12 protein-coding genes are annotated in these 18079 nt (G+C 64.3%); 6 read left to right on the top strand and 6 right to left on the bottom strand.

The window, feature by feature from the left end:
* Positions 1-25 precede the first annotated feature (25 nt).
* A complete protein-coding gene (locus tag ACCQ16_RS17040; protein WP_206516347.1) occupies positions 26-1255 on the bottom strand; it encodes an MlaE family ABC transporter permease in 1230 nt (409 codons plus the stop codon).
* Positions 1256-1306: 51 nt separating this feature from the next.
* On the opposite strand from ACCQ16_RS17040, the gene ACCQ16_RS17035 reads away from it, so the two are divergent.
* Complete coding sequence (locus tag ACCQ16_RS17035) at positions 1307-2566, top strand: threonine/serine exporter family protein (protein WP_008576981.1); 1260 nt, start codon at positions 1307-1309, stop codon at positions 2564-2566.
* A 56-nt stretch (positions 2567-2622) separates the two neighbouring features.
* Here the strand turns inward: ACCQ16_RS17035 and ACCQ16_RS17030 are convergent, their stop codons facing one another.
* From ACCQ16_RS17030 to ACCQ16_RS17020, 3 genes are all read right to left on the bottom strand, one after another.
* A complete protein-coding gene (locus ACCQ16_RS17030; RefSeq protein WP_065627720.1) occupies positions 2623-3084 on the bottom strand; it encodes an H-NS histone family protein in 462 nt (153 codons plus the stop codon).
* A 143-nt stretch (positions 3085-3227) separates the two neighbouring features.
* On the bottom strand, positions 3228-4922 hold the full coding sequence (locus ACCQ16_RS17025) for a proline--tRNA ligase (RefSeq protein ID WP_218488655.1): 1695 nt from the start codon (positions 4920-4922) through the stop codon (positions 3228-3230).
* 342 nt (positions 4923-5264) lie between these two features.
* Entirely contained in the window at positions 5265-5666 is a 402-nt protein-coding gene (locus ACCQ16_RS17020) for a DUF4124 domain-containing protein (protein WP_008576986.1), read from the bottom strand.
* Positions 5667-5797: 131 nt separating this feature from the next.
* On the opposite strand from ACCQ16_RS17020, the gene pssA reads away from it, so the two are divergent.
* From pssA to ACCQ16_RS17000, 4 genes are all read left to right on the top strand, one after another.
* Positions 5798-6571 carry a CDP-diacylglycerol--serine O-phosphatidyltransferase gene (gene pssA / locus ACCQ16_RS17015; protein ID WP_008576987.1) on the top strand — a complete coding sequence of 258 codons (774 nt, stop codon included), beginning with the start codon at positions 5798-5800 and terminating at the stop codon, positions 6569-6571.
* A gap of 22 nt (positions 6572-6593) precedes the next feature.
* A complete protein-coding gene (locus tag ACCQ16_RS17010; RefSeq protein ID WP_008576989.1) occupies positions 6594-7049 on the top strand; it encodes an alanine acetyltransferase in 456 nt (151 codons plus the stop codon).
* The gene (rimI, locus tag ACCQ16_RS17005; protein WP_033837455.1) at positions 7046-7528 is read left to right on the top strand and encodes a ribosomal protein S18-alanine N-acetyltransferase; all 483 of its coding nucleotides are present in this window, start codon (positions 7046-7048) and stop codon (positions 7526-7528) included. Before ACCQ16_RS17010 ends, rimI begins: the two co-directional genes overlap by 4 nt.
* A gap of 805 nt (positions 7529-8333) precedes the next feature.
* Positions 8334-9467, top strand: a complete 1134-nt coding sequence (locus ACCQ16_RS17000) for a pectate lyase family protein (protein WP_218505196.1) — start codon at positions 8334-8336, stop codon at positions 9465-9467.
* Positions 9468-9771: 304 nt separating this feature from the next.
* Here ACCQ16_RS17000 and ACCQ16_RS16995 read toward each other — a convergent pair whose 3' ends face one another.
* Complete coding sequence (locus ACCQ16_RS16995) at positions 9772-11745, bottom strand: transglycosylase SLT domain-containing protein (RefSeq protein ID WP_277573448.1); 1974 nt, start codon at positions 11743-11745, stop codon at positions 9772-9774.
* 260 nt (positions 11746-12005) lie between these two features.
* Between ACCQ16_RS16995 and ACCQ16_RS16990 the strand changes: the two genes are divergently transcribed.
* The gene (locus tag ACCQ16_RS16990) at positions 12006-14885 is read left to right on the top strand and encodes a TonB-dependent receptor (protein WP_277573447.1); all 2880 of its coding nucleotides are present in this window, start codon (positions 12006-12008) and stop codon (positions 14883-14885) included.
* Positions 14886-15179: 294 nt separating this feature from the next.
* Here the strand turns inward: ACCQ16_RS16990 and ACCQ16_RS16985 are convergent, their stop codons facing one another.
* The gene (locus ACCQ16_RS16985) at positions 15180-18014 is read right to left on the bottom strand and encodes a valine--tRNA ligase (protein ID WP_277573446.1); all 2835 of its coding nucleotides are present in this window, start codon (positions 18012-18014) and stop codon (positions 15180-15182) included.
* Positions 18015-18079 lie beyond the last annotated feature (65 nt).

The raw sequence follows: 18079 nt of genomic DNA, 5'->3' as shown, positions 1-18079 counted from the left end.
TCACGCATGTCCAATCCCGGCTTCATCACCACCCCATCTTCATGAACCACAACGCCGCGATCGCGTCGAGGATGATGACCAGGGAAATCGTCTGCACCACCGAGGACGTGGTGCGTTCGCCCACCGATTGCGCGGTGCCGCTGACTTTGAGCCCTTCCAGGCAGCCGATCAGGCCGATCACCAGCGCAAACAGCGGCGCCTTCGAGAGCCCGACCAGGAAATGCCGCAACTGGATGGTTTCGTGCATGCGCGCCAGATACATCTGCGGCGGAATATCCAGGTCGAACGCGCCCACGGTGACGCCACCGGCCAAGCCGGCGATCATCGCGATGAAGGTCAGCAGCGGCAGGGTGAAGATCAGCGCGAGCAGGCGCGGGATCACCAGCAGGTCGATCGGGTCCAGGCCCAGGGTGCGGATCGCGTCCACTTCCTCGCGCGATTTCATCGCGCCGATCTGCGCGGTGAAGGCGCTGGCGGTGCGGCCTGCCAACACAATTGCCGTCAGCAGCACCGCGAATTCGCGCAGGAAGGCGATGGACACCAGCTCCACCACGTAAATTTCCGCACCGAAGTCGCGCAGGATGGTCGAGCCCAGGAAGGCGATCACCGCGCCCACCAGATACGACAGCAGCACCACCAGCGGCACCGCGTCCAGGCCCACCTGCTCCATGTGATGCACGGTGGAGGTTAGCCGGAAGCGCCGCGGCTCGTGGATCAGCCGCATGATCTTGACCAGGTTTTCGCCCAGAAAACTGTTCAACTCCAGGATGTCCTGGCCGACGCGATGCGTGGCCCGGCCCAGGCGGTCGAGCGCGGCGACGAAGCCGTAATCGCGTTTGGGCTTGGGGCGCTCGTCGTTGAGTTCCTCGATGGTGCACACCAGTGCCTGGTGCTCATCGCGGAAATCGATCGCGTCTTCCTTCAGGCCCATGCGGCCGGCAAAGCGCAGCAGCTGCAGTACGCCGGCCGAATCCAGCTGCTGGATGCCGCGCGCGTCGATGCGGCGCACCCCGTCGGGTACGGCCTGCAGCAGTTCTGCCTGAGGCAGGGCGGTCGCCAGGACCCAACTGCCAGCGAGGCGGACCTGTGCCTGATCCTGCGAGTCTTGTTCGATGCGTGGAGGTTGCGGTTTGATCATGGGTGGCCTGTCCGTGGCGCCAGCATACAGGGCCAATGTGAGCGACGGATGGGGAAGCAACCGCAGCGGTGTGCCGATGGCCGTCGATGAGGGCGCCGGGTACGCGCGCTGCGGCATACACTGGCGGCCTCGCCGGACACGGCGTTTCTCCGATCCGACCCGCCACGCATGTCCGCTGCCACCGTCGTCCTCCCGTCCGCCAGCGCCACCTACGCCCAGCGCGTCGCATTCGTGTCCGAAATTGCCGGGCGCCTGCATTCCTATGGCACCACCGCGCAACGGCTGGAAGCAGCGGTGGTGGGGTTGTCGCAGAAGCTGGGCCTGGACTGCGAGCCCTGGTCCAACCCCACCGGCATCATCCTGAGCTTCAGCGACCCCACCAAGGCGATCGGTTCCAGCGACATCACCCGGGTGATTCGCTTGGCGCCGGGCGAAAACGATCTCTACAAGCTCAGCGTGGCCGATTATGTGGCCGACAGCGTGGCCAACGGCCGCATGAGCATCGCGCAAGGACATACCGCATTGCGCCGGCTGGACCGCGAGGTGGACCGGCGCGGCAAGACCCTGCAGGTGCTGGCGTTCGGGCTGGCCGCCGCCGGCGTGGCCGGGCTGTGGAAGTTGCCATGGCTGGATATCGCCACGGCCGGGGCGATCGGCATGTCGATCGGCCTGCTCACCCAGTACACCGACAAGCGCGCTGCCACCAAGGAAGCCGGCGAGGCGCTGGCCGGTCTGCTGGCGGGCGTGGTGGCCGCGCTGGTGGCCTCGCTGATCGGGCCGTTGAACCTCAACACGGTGATCATCGCTTCGCTGGTGGTGCTGCTGCCGGGCATGTCATTGACCAATGCGTTCAACGAGCTGGCCAGCCAGCACTGGGTCTCCGGCACCGCGCGTCTGGCCGGTGCGGTCACCACGGTGCTCAAGCTGACCGTAGGTGCGGTCATTGCGGTGACCCTGACCCAACTGGTTGGCCTGCATCCCCAGGTGGCCGCCCTGCGGCCGCAGGCCGGCTGGGTGGAATGGGCCTCGCTGGTGGTGGCCGCTTATGCGTTCGCGGTGCTGTTCAAGGCCAATCGACGCGATTATTTATGGATCATGGCGGCGGCCATGTCAGGTTATGTCATCGCGCGTTATGCAGGACATGCCTGGGGTGGTCCGGCCGGGGTATTCGCTTCGGCAATGGCATTGACTGCTGCGGGCAATTTATTCGGGCGCGTGGTCCACAAGCCCGGTGCGCTGATCCGGTTGCCCGGCATCATCATGCTGGTTCCCGGGAGCGTCAGTTTGCGTGGCTTTTTGACCTTGGTGCAGCAACAGGATGTCAGCGTCGGACAAGCCGCACTCTTGGCGGTGACCAATATCGTGATGGCATTGATGGCCGGATTGCTGTTTGGCAATCTGCTCATTCCGGCCCGCAAGAATTTATAAGGGCAAACACCCCGCAATAAAAACGCCGGCATGGCCGGCGTTTTTATTGGTTTGAATCAGGCAGTCTTGGACTTCTTGGCGGCGCGCTTGGTGACGGCCTTGCGCGGCGAGGCCTTCTTGGCGGTTGCTTTTTTCGCACCGCCGACCTTGCTGATCAGGAAGTCTTCCACCTTCTTGCCGGCGGCGGTCAACTCGGCCAGCCAGCGCGGCTGCTTGCCACGGCCGGTCCAGGTTTCCTGGGCGTTGGCGGGGTTGCGATACTTCGGCGGCACCTTGCCCAGCTTGCGGCCGGCACGCGGACCCGGCTTGCCGGCACCCGCCGGACGGCCCGGACCGGCACTGGCAGAAGCGCCAAACAATTCTTCGATGGAATAACCCTGGGCTTTTGCAGCGCGGACCAGCTGCGTGCGGACCTTGGCGATCGGCGCGCGCTTGGCAACCACGGTCTGCTGCTTCTTTGCATTTTTGATCAGGGCGCTCAACTGCTTGGCCGACAGGCCACTAAGATCGATCGACATCACTGCTCCGGAAGATGAGAGAAAAAGAATGCCGGTCCATGGCAGCGGTGGCCATCATAAAGTGAGAAAACCGGTGTGACAAATGCGCCGAAATAATTCGGCGCTTTGTGTTCATCCATTTGAAGCCGATACCCGGGGTTTGATCAATGCCCCAGGCGGGAGAATAACGCTGCTTTATCCAGGCTTTCCGCTGCATCGGCGGTACGGGCGCGATATTCAAATGTGCCAGCCGCCAATCCACGTTCCGAGACCACCACCCGATGCGGAATGCCCAGCAGTTCCATATCGGCGAACATGGCGCCCGGGCGCAGTCCGCGATCGTCCAGGGCGGCATCCAGGCCGGCGGCAAGCAATTGGTCCAGCAAGGCCTGTGCGGCGGCGAGCACCTGTGGGTCCTGCTTGGGATTGATCACGCAGACCACTACCTGCCACGGCGCCATCGGCGCGGGCCAGATGATGCCGGCATCGTCGTGGTTCTGTTCGATCGCCGCGGCCACGATGCGCGAAATGCCGATGCCGTAGCAGCCCATCTTCATCACCGCCGCCTTGCCGCCTTCGTCGATGACAGTGGCTTGCAGCGCCTGCGCGTACTGGCTGCCAAGCTGGAACACATGGCCCACCTCGATGCCGCGAGCCAGGCGCAGTTCACCGCCGTCTGCCGCGCGTTCGCCTTCGACCACGTTGCGCACATCGGCCACGGTTTCCGGTTCGGGCAGGTCGCGGCCCCAGTTGACGCCGACCAGGTGGGCGCCGGACACATTCGCGCCGACCACGAAATCGACCAGTGCGGCGACATCGCGGTCGGCCACCACGCGCACCGGGCGCGCGGTGTTGACCGGGCCCAGGAAGCCCGGCTCGCAGCCGAGGTGTTCGCGGATTTCGCTTTCGTTGGCCAGGCGGTAATCGGCCAGACCGGGCACCTTGGCCAGCTTGATCTCGTTGACCGCGTGGTCGCCACGCACCAGTACCAGCACAAAGCCGGCCTGGGTCATCACCGCCACCGACTTGACCGTGCGCTGCAGCGCGATGCCGAGCAACTGGGCCACGTCTTCGCAGGTCTTCTGGGTGGGCGTTGCCACCTGCTGCATTGCTTCGCTGGCCGCGGCGCGCGGGGCCGGCGGTGCCGCACTGGCGGTTTCCACGTTGGCGGCGTAATCGGAACCGGTGGAGAACGCCAGCGAGTCCTCGCCGGAGTCGGCGATGACGTGGAATTCCTGCGATGCATCGCCGCCGATGGCGCCGGAATCGGCCTGCACGGCGCGGAAATCCAGTCCCAGGCGGGTGAAGATACGCGTATAGGCGGCGCGCATGTTGTCGTATTCGCGCGCCATGTCCTCGTCAGTGAGATGGAACGAATACGCGTCCTTCATCAGGAACTCGCGCGCACGCATCACGCCGAAGCGCGGGCGGATCTCATCGCGGAATTTGGTCTGGATCTGATAGAAATTCAGCGGCAGCTGCTTGTAGCTGTTGATTTCCTGGCGCGCGAATTCGGCCGCGGCCTCTTCGGCGGTGGGGCTGTAGCAGAACTCCTGTTCCTTGCGGTCCTTGATCTTGAGCAGCTGCCCGCCGAACTTCTCCCAACGCCCGGTAGCGTCCCACAGCTCGCGCGGCTGGATGGTGGGAAACAGCACTTCCACTGCGCCGGCGCGGTTCATCTCTTCGCGCACGATGGCTTCGACCTTGCGCAACACGCGCAGGCCCAGCGGCGACCAGGTGTACAGCCCGGAGGCCAGCTTGCGGATCATGCCCGCGCGCAGCATCAGACGGTGGCTGACCAACTCGGCGTCGGCCGGGGTTTCCTTGGTGGTGTGCAGGTGGAACTGGGAAAGACGCATCGGGCTTCGCTTGGGCGGAAAGCCGCTAGTTTGCCAGTCTCGCGCCCTGCCGGTCATCGCCAGGCGCGCGTTGCCGGTTGTCGCTGGCAGGGCAGGCCCCTGCGGGGCGGCTCGAGTGGCTGGCTTGCCGGCGCACGTGCGCCGTAGACCGCGCAGTCGTCCGCACGTATCCATCACCGGTGCCGGGCGCTCATGCGGCCCCGGGGGCGCGCTTTCTACCACCTACGCATGTGTTGCCATCAGGTCGGGCGCGCTGGCTCTGCAGGTGGTCGCGGCACCAGGCGTTGAACCCCAGCCCTGCGGCGGGACGGCAACTCCGTCCCCCTGGGAGCTTTTCCCGGCTCAGGTGGCCGGGCCGCCTGGGGCTGCCGGCTTGCAATAGGCCTTGACGGCGGCGTCGGCCAGGTTCCTCTGGGTCGCACGGGCTTCCTGGTCCAGGACGGCGCCAGGCTTGCCATCGGCGCCGGCCGCCATGGAGACCTCGCCCTTGCCGCTGAGCAGTTCCAGATTGCGGCGCGCGGTGAGGCAGTCGGCCGATTCGGGCGCGGCCGTCTCTGCTGCAGCGATGGCGGCGGTGCCGCTGCGCGCATCGATTCGGCGCGCTTCATAGCGCTGGCCGGTCGGTGGCGGGGTTTCGGTGTAGTGGGTCACGCCCTTGGCGTCCTTCCACTTATAAAGATCGGTCGCGCCGGCGGCGGCGCTGACCAGCATCAACAGGGCGCAAAGCCCGGACGACAGCTGCATGTGGCTTCCCCTGGATGATTCCCGCCGCGATTGCAGCATCCGCAGCGGGCGCTGGCAAGTGATGGGCGCGCAGGGCGCTGAACCAGCCAGCGCGCTACCGCCGGACAGACCTCAGGCCCTACACTTGGCGGATGGATGAGATGAGACCGCCCCCGCGCTCGCGCACGATTTACCTGCTGCCGAACCTGTTCACCACCGCCGGGCTGTTTTCCGGTTTCTACGCCATCATCGCCGCCGCCAATGGACAGTTCGTCCAGGCCGCCATGGCGGTGTTCGTGGCTGCGGTGATGGACGGGCTGGATGGCAGGGTGGCGCGTCTGACCAATACCAGCAGCGAATTCGGTGTGCAGTACGACTCGCTGGCCGATCTGGTCAGCTTCGGCATGGCGCCCGCGCTGGTGATGTACCACTGGTCGCTGTCGGCTTTGAAGTACGACAGTAGCGTGATGGGCCGGGTCGGTTGGTCGGCTGCCTTCCTGTATGCGGCCTGCGCGGCGCTGCGGCTGGCGCGCTTCAACACCCAGGTCGGCGTGGTCGACAAACGCTGGTTCATCGGCCTGGCCAGCCCGGCGGCGGCTGGTCTGATGATGTCCTTCGTTTGGGCCTTCGCCGACGACAGCCTGGGCTTCGATGGCGAGCAGCTTCGCTATGTGGCGCTGGCGGTCACGGTGGTGGCGGCGTTGCTGATGGTCAGCCGGATCCGGTTCTGGAGCTTCAAGGGCGGCGCGCGCGGCCCGCGTGCCGACCGCGTGCCGTTCCTGGCGCTGGCGATCGCCACGGTGGTGATTGCGCTGTTGGTGATCGATCTGGCGCGCTCGTTGCTGGTGATCGGGGTTCTGTACGCCTTGTCGGGTCCGTTGATGTGGTTGTGGCGACGCTGGCGGCGCGTGCCCGAGCTGCCATGAGCCGGTTTTTGTGAGCGAGGCGATGAGCGAGCCGATGTGGTCCGATCTGCAGGTGTCGTATCTGCAGGCGTTGGGGCACACCGTGTATCTGGACCGCGCTGCGGTCGACGCATTGCCGGCGCCTGTCGAGGTTGCCGAGCGCGCACCCACGGCTGCACCGACGCGTATGGAGCGTGCGCCGTATCCTGCGACGGCCAATGCGCCCGTTGCGCGGCGGAATGCACCGGCGGCACCGGCCCAAGCGCCCCGCGCGCCCAGCACTGCGCCAGCGTCGGCGCCGCAGCGGCGCAGCCGTGTCGGCATGCCGGATCGCCTGCAGATGGCCTTGCTGCGCGCGTCCGGCTGCAATCCGGGCGATCCTGCGACCCAGGCCTTGATGGCCTCCTGGCCGCTGGCGGAACTGCGCGGCAATCCGGCCGCCAAGCGCGCGCTGTGGCCGCAGCTGCGCGCGCTGCGTCGGCGCCGGGACCCGGCGTGAGCGCATTGAACGCGCCGCAACCCACCTCGCTGCGCGCCATGCGCGAGAGCGACCTGGATGCGGTGATGGAGATCGAGCTGCGCGCTTATCCGTTTCCGTGGACGCGCAACATCTTTCGCGACTGCCTGCAGGCCGGCTACCCCGGCTGGGTGATGGAGCAGGGCGGCCGTGTCATCGGCTATGGCGTGATCAGTATCGCCGCCGACGAGGCGCACGTGCTCAACGTCTGCATCGCACCGGAGTCGCAATCGCAAGGACACGGTCGCGTGTTGCTGCGCGCGCTGATCAAGGGCGCCTGCGATCGCGGTGCGCGGCGCGCGTTCCTGGAAGTGCGCCCGTCCAATCCATCGGCGATCGCGCTGTACCACTCCGAAGGCTTCAACGAAATCGGCCGGCGCCCGCGCTATTACCCATCCCACACCGGGCGCGAAGACGCGTTGGTGATGGCGATCGAATTGTTCTTCGAAGGGTTTTCCTGAGCGCACGCACTCGTCGTTGAGGATGCGGCTGGTTGGCGTCGCTGCGGTGCGCGATTGCTGCGCTGGATGCCGGCGCTGATGGTTTTTCGATTCGATGCTTGCGCTGAGCGGTTGCGTGACGCACCTGCGCATGGCCCGTGCGGCATCACGCTTGCCCAACGGGCTGGTCTTGCGCACTACCACCCGGCTTGATGAGGTCCGCAGCGAAACGGTAGCCCAATTGATTAAGGGCAGCGCTGACCCATGAGTATCAAAACGCGTGGGGTCAACACAATACTGCGCCTGTGCAATCGATCCCAACGTGGTCATGTGGAATGCCGGCAACACTGCGGCGATGGGTTTGCGCTTCGCGCAGGGCGTTGGCAGATACGTCCGTCTGCGAGGTGGCGAATGTTTCGCCATGGGCCGATAAGCGCTTTTTTCGTTGCGGTTTATGTCCAATGCCGCAGCGCGGCAATGGATTGCAATGACGAGCGCGCCGAAAAATACAGGTATTTGCACGGTGGCGCGCTTTCTCGCGTGGCACCCCGCATGGCGTGACACCCAATCTTGCTGCGTTGCAGTGTCCTTGCGCTGTCTCCGTGTGTCCTGATCGCAGCGTTTTGTCTCTTCTTTTGTGTCTCGCAAGCGTTTGCGTGATTACGCATGCATATCCGAAAAACGTCTAGATACAAGCGGTTGCAATGCTCCTAGTATCGGTTCCGCGGAATGGAATATTCCACAGCTGAATAATACGTTCCGAGTCTGCTGGACCAGGGGTGCGCCGCTGCGTGGCGCATCGAACCCATCTGAGGGAGAGATCAAGATGAAGCCGAAATTTTCGACGGCGGCCGCCGCGTCGCTGTTCGTTGGGTCGTTGCTGCTCACCGGCGTTGCCTATGCCGATGCGGCGTTGGAGGTTGCAACCACGGGCTGGGCAACCCAGAACGGCGGCACCAAGGGCGGCTCCAAAGCGGCTGCCGCCAATATCTACACCGTCAAGAATGCCGCCGAGTTGAAAGCTGCATTGAGCGCAAGCGTCGGTAGCAACGGACGCATCATCAAGGTCAGCGGCATCATCGATATCAGCGAAGGCAAGCCGTACACCAAGACCTCGGACATGAAGTCACGTGCGCGCCTGGATATTCCGACCAAGACCACCTTGATAGGCATCACCAGCAACGCGGAAATCCGCGAAGGCTACATGTACGTCAAGGCCAACGACGTCATCATCCGCAACCTCACCATCGAAAATCCATGGGACCCGGAACCGGTCTGGGACCCGGATGACGGCAGCGCCGGCAACTGGAATGCGGAGTACGACGGCCTGACCGTGGAAGGCGCCAGTAACGTGTGGGTGGACCATGTCACCTTCACCGATGGCCGCAGGACCGACGATCAGAACGGCACCGCCAATGGCCGTCCGAAGCAGCACCACGACGGCGCAATGGACATCAAGAAAGGCGCCAATTTCGTCACCGTCTCGTATTCGGCCTTCAAGTCGCACGAGAAGAACAACCTGATCGGCTCCAGCGACAGCGCGTCCAGTACCGACAGCGGCAAGCTCAAGGTCACCATTCACAACACCCTGTTCGAAAACATTTCCGCGCGCGCCCCGCGTGTGCGCTTCGGTCAGGTGCATCTGTACAACAACTACCACGTCGGCAGCACCAGCAATAAGGTCTATCCGTTCTCTTACGCGCATGGCGTGGGCAAGGAGTCGAAGATCTTCTCCGAGCGCAACGTGTTCGAGATCAGCGGTGTCAGCAGCTGTGACAAGATTGCCGCCGACTATGGTGGCAGCGCGTATCGCGATCAGGGTTCCCTGCTCAATGGCAAGGCGCTGTCGTGCTCGTGGAATACCAACATCGGCTGGACCCCGCCCTATACCTACAACCTGCTCTCGGCCGACAAGGTCGCTGCAGACGTCAAGGCCAAGGCAGGCGCCGGCAAGCTCTAACCGCCACTGGTTGCAGGGTTGCAAAGTCAGCGCCGTACGTCGTTGCACAACGCCCGCAGTGATGCGGGCGTTGTGCGTTCCGCGTGGCGATGTGGGGTCTCACGGAAGTAGCGGCGTTGCAACGGGCAGTCGGGAGCTGCTTGCAACACCCTTACCTATCCAAGCCTATCCATGATCGCTGGACACGCTGCAGGTACATCCTTGCCCGTCCCTGCGCGGCGTCCTGCTGCGTCAGCTGCCGTACGCAATGACGGCGCTACGCACTCGCCAAGGCCCTGCAACCGTGCAGGGCGCCTGGCGTCGCTCAATCCTGCGCGGTGTTATTGCCTGCCTGGCCCGGGGTACAGACCGGCTTCAAGCGCTTGTCCACCAGCTTGCCCATGAGCCGGTCGCTGAGCGGCAGCATGTCGCCGTTGAGGCGCCAGTCGTAGATCACGCTGAAGGCCAACACGCGCGCGACATAGTCGCGGGTTTCCTTGTAGCTGATGGTTTCGATCCAGAAGTCCGGCTCGAAATTCGGCCGCTGCGACTGCCAGCGCCCGGTGGGGCCTGGACCTGCGTTGTAGGCGGCAATGGTGAGGTAGGGCAGTCCGTAGGTGTTGAGCAACTGGCGCAGATACGCCGTGCCGATGGCGATGTTGGTGTCCGGCTCATAGAGGCTGGTGGCACCCGCATAGCCGGGTAGGGCGATCCCCTTGGCGACGGCCGCGCCAGTGCCAGGCAACACCTGCATCAGGCCCATTGCGTTGGCCGGCGAGCGCGCGCGCGGATTGAAGATGCTTTCGGCACGAATTTCCGCAGCCACCCAGGCTGGGTCGATCGCATTCTTGGCGGCCTCGCGACGAATGCTGTCGTCGTGGTGCAGCGGAAAACGCAACGCATACAGCCGTTGTTCGTCCGGCTGCTTGCCGAGCGCGAACACCGCACGGTCGAACCAGCCGTTGTCGCCGGCAACTTCCACTGCCAGACGGCGCTGGGTGTCGTCGAAGCGGGTGGCGGCATCGTTCCATTCGGCCACGGCCCAACCGGGGCGGTCGATCTGAAATAACGCGATTGCGCGGACCAGGGCCGGGTCGCGCGCAACAGCGGCCTTCGCCTGCGCGCTGTCGTTGGGCTCCCAGGGGCACAGCCGGTAAGGCTGCTGCAGGCGGTCGGCGGCCAGGAATCCGTGGAAGGTCGGCGATTGCGCGGCGGCGCGATACAGCGGCTGGGCCGCCGCAGCAGCGCCGGTCTTTTCGGCCAGGCGGGCTTCGAAGTACTGCCAACGTGAGTCGCTGCGCTGGCTCGCCGGCATCTTGCGAATCGCGGCCAATGCCGCCGGCCAATCGCCGCGCGACATCGCCTCACGTGCACGCCATTCGTGCAGGCGTTCGTCGTAGGACGCCTCCGGTACGGCATTGAGCCGACGTGCCGAGTCCGGCAGGTACGAGGCGACGGTCCACAATGCGATCTGGTACAGCACCTGCCCACGCTGCGCCTGGCTGAAGCCGAGCGCACCGGCAAGTTGCGGTAGCTGCTGCTCGGCAGCGTCGGGATCGCTCTTGGCCAACTTGGCCAGCCCGTCCACCGCGATGCGGCGGCTGCGCTCGGTCTTGGGCCAACCTAGTGCACGCGGGTGGACCTTGTCGAGAAATGCAGCGTAATCGGTGGCCAGGGCCAGATCGGCGGCGGGTAGCCCGCGTGCGGCCGTACGCATGATCGCAGGCTGTTGTGCATCGGCAGCAGCTTCCACACGTTCCCAGCGCAGCGCCGGCGTGAGTTCACCGCGCGATTCCAGCCCGGCAACCACTGCATCGCAAGCATCGGGCAGCGCCTTGCCGTTGCGCCACAGCGTCAGCGCATCGCGGCTCCATTGGGCATCGGCCTTGCCAGTGGCCAGGCGCGCGGTCAGTTGCGCGCAGCGCAGGCCGACGTTGTCGGTGGACTTCCAGTTGGCCAGCAGCGTGTTCCAGTCCTGCCGCCGCGCCACTGCCGGCAACCACGTGCTGCGGAAGCTTTCAGCCACGGGCTGGCCGGCGTAACGCTGCAAGAATGCTTGCGCCTGCGCGTTGGAGACAGTGTCGATAGTGCGCTTGAGCGCGGCAAATTCCAGCCATCCATACAGTGGATGGCGGCTCAGCGCAGCGAGCTGACCGGCATCGGTCTGGCCGCGCTCTGCGGCCGCGATGGCATCGCGCATGGCAGTCAACTGCGGGTCGAGGGTTTGCGCGTGCAATGCGGTGCTGCCAAGGCACAGCAGGCCGATGAAAACAGTGGCAAGGCGGGGGGCATAAGTCATGCGGTGATGATACCCAAGCACGCCTGAGCGCCTGAGTGAATGCGCGCCGCTTGCGCGTGATGGTGAGGAAAGTCTTCGCTTGCAAGCGCTATGGGTCGAGCACGCGCGTGCGTGCAGATGACAACTTGTTGCGACCGCTGCCGCTCGGTGCGCTGCTGCACCGCCAGTTGCGGTGCGTTAATGTTTCATTTAAGAATTGGGAAGGACCGCAGGGCACGGGGGCGTGCGGACACTCAAGAATCCTTCTGGAGAGAGAAAGGATGAAGCGTCTGATTGGCCCCCGTCGGTCATGCCTGGCCGTGCAGTTGTCGTTGTGTCTGATTCCCACACTGGCCTGGGCGCAACAGCCCGAGGCCGCACCGAACACGCGCACGCTCGACAGCGTGCAGGTCACCGGCACGCGCATCAAGACCGCGGAATTGCAGGGCCAGGTACCGATCCAGACGCTCAATCGTGCCGATATCGAACGCACCGGCCTGACCTCCATCGGCGAAGTGCTGCAGGAGCTCACCGCGTCCGGTTCGGCGCTCAATGCCAAGTTCAATTCGTCCGGCAACTTCGGCTTTCCGCCCGATGGCAGTGGCGTGGGTGCAGGCTCGGCGCAGGTGGATCTGCGCCATCTCGGTTCCAAGCGTGTGCTGGTGTTGGTGGATGGTATTCGTTGGGTCAACGAATCCTCCGCCTCCGGCGTGGGTTCGTCGACCGATCTCAACACCATTCCGTTGGCGATCGTCGAGCGCATCGAAGTGCTCGAAGACGGCGCCTCGTCGCTGTACGGCTCGGATGCGATTGCCGGTGTGGTCAACATCATCACCCGTCGCACCTTCGACGGTGCGCAGGTCACGCTCAACTACGGGCAGTACGGCAAGGGCGATGGCGCCAACCAGGGCATGGATCTGGCCTGGGGTAAAAGCGGAGAGGATTTCAGCCTGTTTTTGGGCGCCAGCTACGTCAAACAGGATCCGATCTATGCGCGCGATCGTGCGCAGGCCGGCTTCCCGATTCCTGGCACCGGGCTGACCTTCGCCAGCTCGGCAACGCCGGATGGCCGCTTCCAGTTCGTCGATCCCAACACCGGCGTGCGCCAGAACCTTACGCCCAATGCCGGCGTGGGCACACCGCAATACGATGGCAGCGGCGGTTGCACGCGCAGCGACGACTATCACTGCTTCGGCACCGCAGACCGCTACAACTTTGCCGAGCAGAACCTGTTGCTGACGCCGTCCGAGCGCAAGGGCGTGTTTGCACAGTTCCGCTATTACTTCAACGACGACGTGCAGTGGTACGTCAAGGCGTTGGGCAACCGGCGCGAATCGACCAACCAGGCCGCACCGGAGCCCATCTTCCTCGGACCCGATGCCGGTACCGGCAACCCGCTGGCCGACAATATCGTGATCTCCGCGCTCAATCCGTTCAACCCGTTCGGATTCGATCTGGATTCGGCCACCAATCTGATCCAGATCGGTCGCAGGCCGGTGGAAGGCGGGCCGCGGCGTTACGAGCAACAGGTCGATACCCAATATTTCGGCACCGGCCTGGTCGGCACGTTCGAAGGCGCAGGGCGGACCTGGTTCTGGGACGTCAACGGCATGTACAGCAAGAACAAGGCCGAGCAGACCAACTACGGCAGCTACAACCTCTACAACATCAACCTGGCGCTGGGCGACCCGGCTGCCTGCGCGGCCGTGGCCGGCTGCGTGCCGCTGGATATCTTCAGCGGTGCCGGCAGCATCACGCCGGAGATGTTGCGCTGGATCCAACCGGTGGTGCGCGACCGCAGCCAGAACGAATTGAGCCTGTTCACCGCCAACCTCAGCAGCGAGTTGTTCCAGCTGCCGGGCGGTGCGGTGTCGTTCGCCAGCGGTTATGAATACCGCAAGTACGAAGGCTCTTATCGGCCCGATCCGCTCACCGTGGCCGGGCGTTACAACGGCGTGCCCTCCTTGCCCACGGCAGGCAGCTACGACGTCAACGAAGCCTATCTCGAACTCAATATTCCGATCTTCGCCAACTCGGCATTGGGCGACAAACTGGATCTGAATATCGCCGGGCGCTATTCGGACTATTCGACATTCGGTGGCGAATTCACGCCCAAGTACGGCCTGCGTTGGCAGGTCACCGATGAGTTCGTGTTGCGCACCAGTTATGCCGAGGGCTTCCGTGCGCCCACCATCGGCGAGCTGTTTGGTTCTGCGGCGCGTGCGGACCTGCAGTTGTCGGACCCGTGCTCGATCGGTCTGGGCGGTACGGCGCCGCGCGGCAGTGCGGCCAACTGCGCAGCACTCGGTGTGCCTGCCGATTATCAGCAGGCCAACCAGCAGATCTCGGTCACCACCGGCGGTAACGCGCAACTTGATCCGGAGCGTTCGCGCAGTTTCAGTGCGGGCTTCGTCTTCAGCCCGGGATTTGCGAGCGATGCCAGCTGGTCCGACCGCCTCGACCTGGAGGTGACCTTCTATCGCCATCATGTGGATGGCGCGATCCAGGCGATCAATGCGCAGACGCAGCTGGATCTGTGCGTGGATACGCTGGATGCGTTGTACTGCGATGGCATCGGGCGGGCATCCACCGGCGGCATCAACGCCTTCAATAACCGCTTGACCAACCTGGGCTCGATCAAGACCGACGGCTGGGACGTGGATCTATTCTGGACCTTGCCGCAAACCGCATTCGGGCGCTTCAAGCTATCGTGGCAGAACACCTTGGTAGGCCGCTACGAGGCGCTGGGTGCGGCGGGTCAGCGACAGCCGCAAGGGCCGGGCATCGAGGTGGTGGACAGCGCAATTCCGGAGTGGACCAGCAACGCGGTATTGGATTGGTCGCTGGGTAACTGGACGGCTTCGTGGACTGCGCGGCACATTTCCAAGCTCACCGAGCAGTGCGGTGACGCGGTGGAGTTTGCGGTGTGTTCGGATCCGTCGGTGGGAACCAACCGCTTGGATGCGATCACCTATCACGACGCGCAAGTGGGCTATCGCATCGATTGGCTCAAGGGCCTGCAACTCACGGCCGGCCTGAACAACGTCTTCGACAAGGATCCGCCGATCTGCCTGTCGTGCTCCCTCAATGGTTACGACGCATCCACCTACGATATTCCCGGCGGACGCTTCTGGTATGCGCGTGTGGATTTGAAGTTCTAGTCCAACGGTGCCTGGCTGGTGCGATGCGTTGGCAAAACGGCACTGGCGCTGCGGCTTTCCTGCAGGGTCCTCGCCCGCCCACCATCGCAGGACACGCCGCAAGTACGTCCTTGTAGGCTCCTTGGCAGCATCCATGCCGCCAAGGGTCCCGCGACGGTGGGCGGGCAAGGACCAGTCGAGCTGGTCGGTGCGCATGTCTGCAATCAAGACATGACGGACATGCTGATGTAACGGCTGGTCCCGCAAGCGGCGAGGGCACTACGCCCTCGATACGCTAGCAGCTGATCAACCGCTTCAGATCTTGGCGCGCTGCTCGCGCAGGCCGGTGAGCTGCGTGGTCCAGTCGTTCAAGCGCGCACGCTCTTGTTCGACCACGGCGGCCGGTGCGTTCTGCACGAAGGTGGCGCTGCCGAGTTTGCCGTTGCACTTGGCGATCTCGCCTTCCACGCGCTTGATTTCCTTGTCCAGGCGAGTGCGTTCGGCATCCATGTCGACCAGGCCTTCCAATGGCACCAGCAGCGTGAGTTCGCCGACGATGGCGGCGGCCGACGGCGGTGTGTCCTGGCCAGCGTCCAGCCAGTCGATGCGTTCGAGTTTGAGCAGGAACGACAGCTGCGAGGCGAAGCGGGCAACGCGCGGGCGGTCGTCGGCAGTGCCGGCCTGCAGCAGCAGGCGCACCTGCTTGGACGGTGGCACGTTCAATTCGCTGCGCACGCGACGCAGCGCCGACACCATCGACTTGAGCCATTCGACATCGGCTTCAGCGGTGGCATAGCTGCTGGTGTCGACATCGCCGGGCTGCGGGAAGCTCTGCAACGAGATCGTCGCAGTGGTGATGCCCAGGCGCGGCGCGACCTGCTGCCACAACTCTTCGGTGACGAACGGGGTGAGCGGGTGCAACAGGCGCAGCAACGACTCCAGCACATACAGCAGCGTGTGGCGCGTGCTGGCGGCCGCGTCGGCGTCCTGGTTGTTGAGCGCCGGCTTGGCCAGCTCCACGAACCAGTCGCAGAACGCGTTCCAGGCGAATTCGTACAACGACTGCGCGAGCAGGTCGAAGCGATAGTTGGCGTAATGCGCGTGGGTTTCTGCGGTGGCCTTGTCCAGGCGCGCCAAAATCCACTTTTCCGCTTCGGTGCGCGGCTGCGGCACGCCGGTAAAGCGTGCGCCTTCGGTGTTCATCAACACGAAGCGCGTGGCGTTCCACAGCTTGTTGCAGAAGTTCTTGTAGCCCTCGGCGCGGCCCAGATCGAACTTGATGTCGCGGCCATGCGTGGCCAGCGCGGCGATGGTGAAGCGCAGCGCATCGGCACCGTGGGCGATGATGCCGTCCGGGAATTCCTTGCGCGTGGCTTTTTCGATCTTCTCGGCCATGCGCGGCTGCATCAGGCCATGGGTGCGCTTGGCGACCAGATCCTCGATGCTGATGCCGTCGATGATATCCAGCGGATCGAGCACGTTGCCCTTGGACTTGGACATCTTCTGGCCTTGCGCATCGCGAATCAGGCCGGTGATGTAGACATCGCGGAACGGCACCTGGCCGGTGAAGCTGTCGGTGGCCATGATCATGCGCGCCACCCAGAAGAAGATGATGTCGAAGCCGGTCACCAGCACGCTTGAAGGCAGATAACGCGCGAAGCCGCGCTCGGCCATCGCCTGCGCATCCGGCCAGCCCAGCGTGGAGAACGGCCACAGCTGCGAGGAGAACCAGGTTTCCAGCACGTCGCTGTCCTGGTGCAGCGCAATCTCCGCACCCAGGCCATGTTTGGCGCGCACCTGCGCTTCGTCATGGCCCACGTAGCACTTGCCGGCCTCGTCGAACCACGCCGGAATGCGATGGCCCCACCACAGCTGGCGGCTGATGCACCAATCCTGGATGTTCTCCATCCAGTGGCGATAGGTGTTGATCCAGTTCGGCGGCACGAACTTGATCTGGCCGCTTTCGACCAGCTCCAGGCCGCGCCTGGCCAGCGCGTCCATCTTCACGAACCACTGGTCGGTGAGGTAGGGCTCGATGACCTGGCCGGTGCGATCGCCGCGCGGCACCTGCAGCTTGTGTGGCTTGGTTTCGACCAATACGCCCAGGTCTTCCAGTTCCGACAGCACCAGCTTGCGTGCGTCATAACGATCCAGGCCGCGATAGCGCTCCGGCGCATTCTCGTTGATGGTGGCGGTGACGGTGAACAGATTGATCAGCGGCAGGTCATGTCGCACGCCCACCTGGTAATCGTTGAAGTCATGCGCAGGCGTGACCTTGACCACGCCGGTGCCGAAGGCGCGGTCGACGTAATCGTCGGTGATCACCGGCACGTGCCGGCCGGTCAGCGGCAACACGATGCGGGCGTCATGCAGCGTGAGATAACGCGCATCTTCCGGGTGCACCATCACCGCGGTATCGCCCAGCATGGTCTCCGGGCGCGTGGTGGCCACCACCAGGTAATCGCGGGTTTCGCGCAGGGTCTCGTTGCCGTCGGCATCGTGCTCGACGTGTTCGTAGCTGACGCCATCGGCCAGCGGGTAACGGATCGACCACAGGAAGCCGTCTTCCTCGACGTTTTCCACTTCCAGATCGGAGATTGCGGTCTTCAGTACCGGGTCCCAGTTGACCAGGCGTTGGCCACGGTAGATCAGACCCTGCTCGTACCAGCGCACGAACGCTTCGTTGACCGCCGCTGACGGCTGCGGATCCATGGTGAAGGTGCTGCGCGACCAATCGCTGGAGGTGCCCAGCCGGCGCATCTGGCGCTCGATGGTGTCGCCGGATTCGGCCTTCCATTCCCACACTTTGGCAATGAAGCCCTCGCGCCCCAGCGAATCGCGCGTTTCGCCTTTGCCTTCCAATGCCAGATTGCGCGACACCACCATTTCAGTGGCGATGCCGGCATGGTCGGTGCCCACCTGCCACAAGGTGTCGTACCCGCGCATGCGGTGATAGCGCACCAACGCATCCATCAGCGTCTGCTGAAACGCATGGCCCATGTGCAGCGTGCCGGTGACATTGGGCGGCGGCAGCAACACGGTGTACGGCTCACCCTTGCCGGACGGCACGAAATAACCGGCTGCCTCCCACTGCGCGTATAGGCGCGATTCGAAGGAAGAGGGGTCGTAGCTGGAGGCGAGGGTGGTCATAGGGGCGCCGGGATTCGTTGTTCGGGATTCGGGATTGGTTGCGTCATGGGGCCGGCGAGAGTCAC

This window comes from Xanthomonas sp. NCPPB 1062, from assembly GCF_041481705.2.
In the GTDB taxonomy this organism is placed as follows: domain Bacteria; phylum Pseudomonadota; class Gammaproteobacteria; order Xanthomonadales; family Xanthomonadaceae; genus Xanthomonas; species Xanthomonas euvesicatoria.
This window is presented reverse-complemented; position numbering and strand designations above follow the sequence as displayed.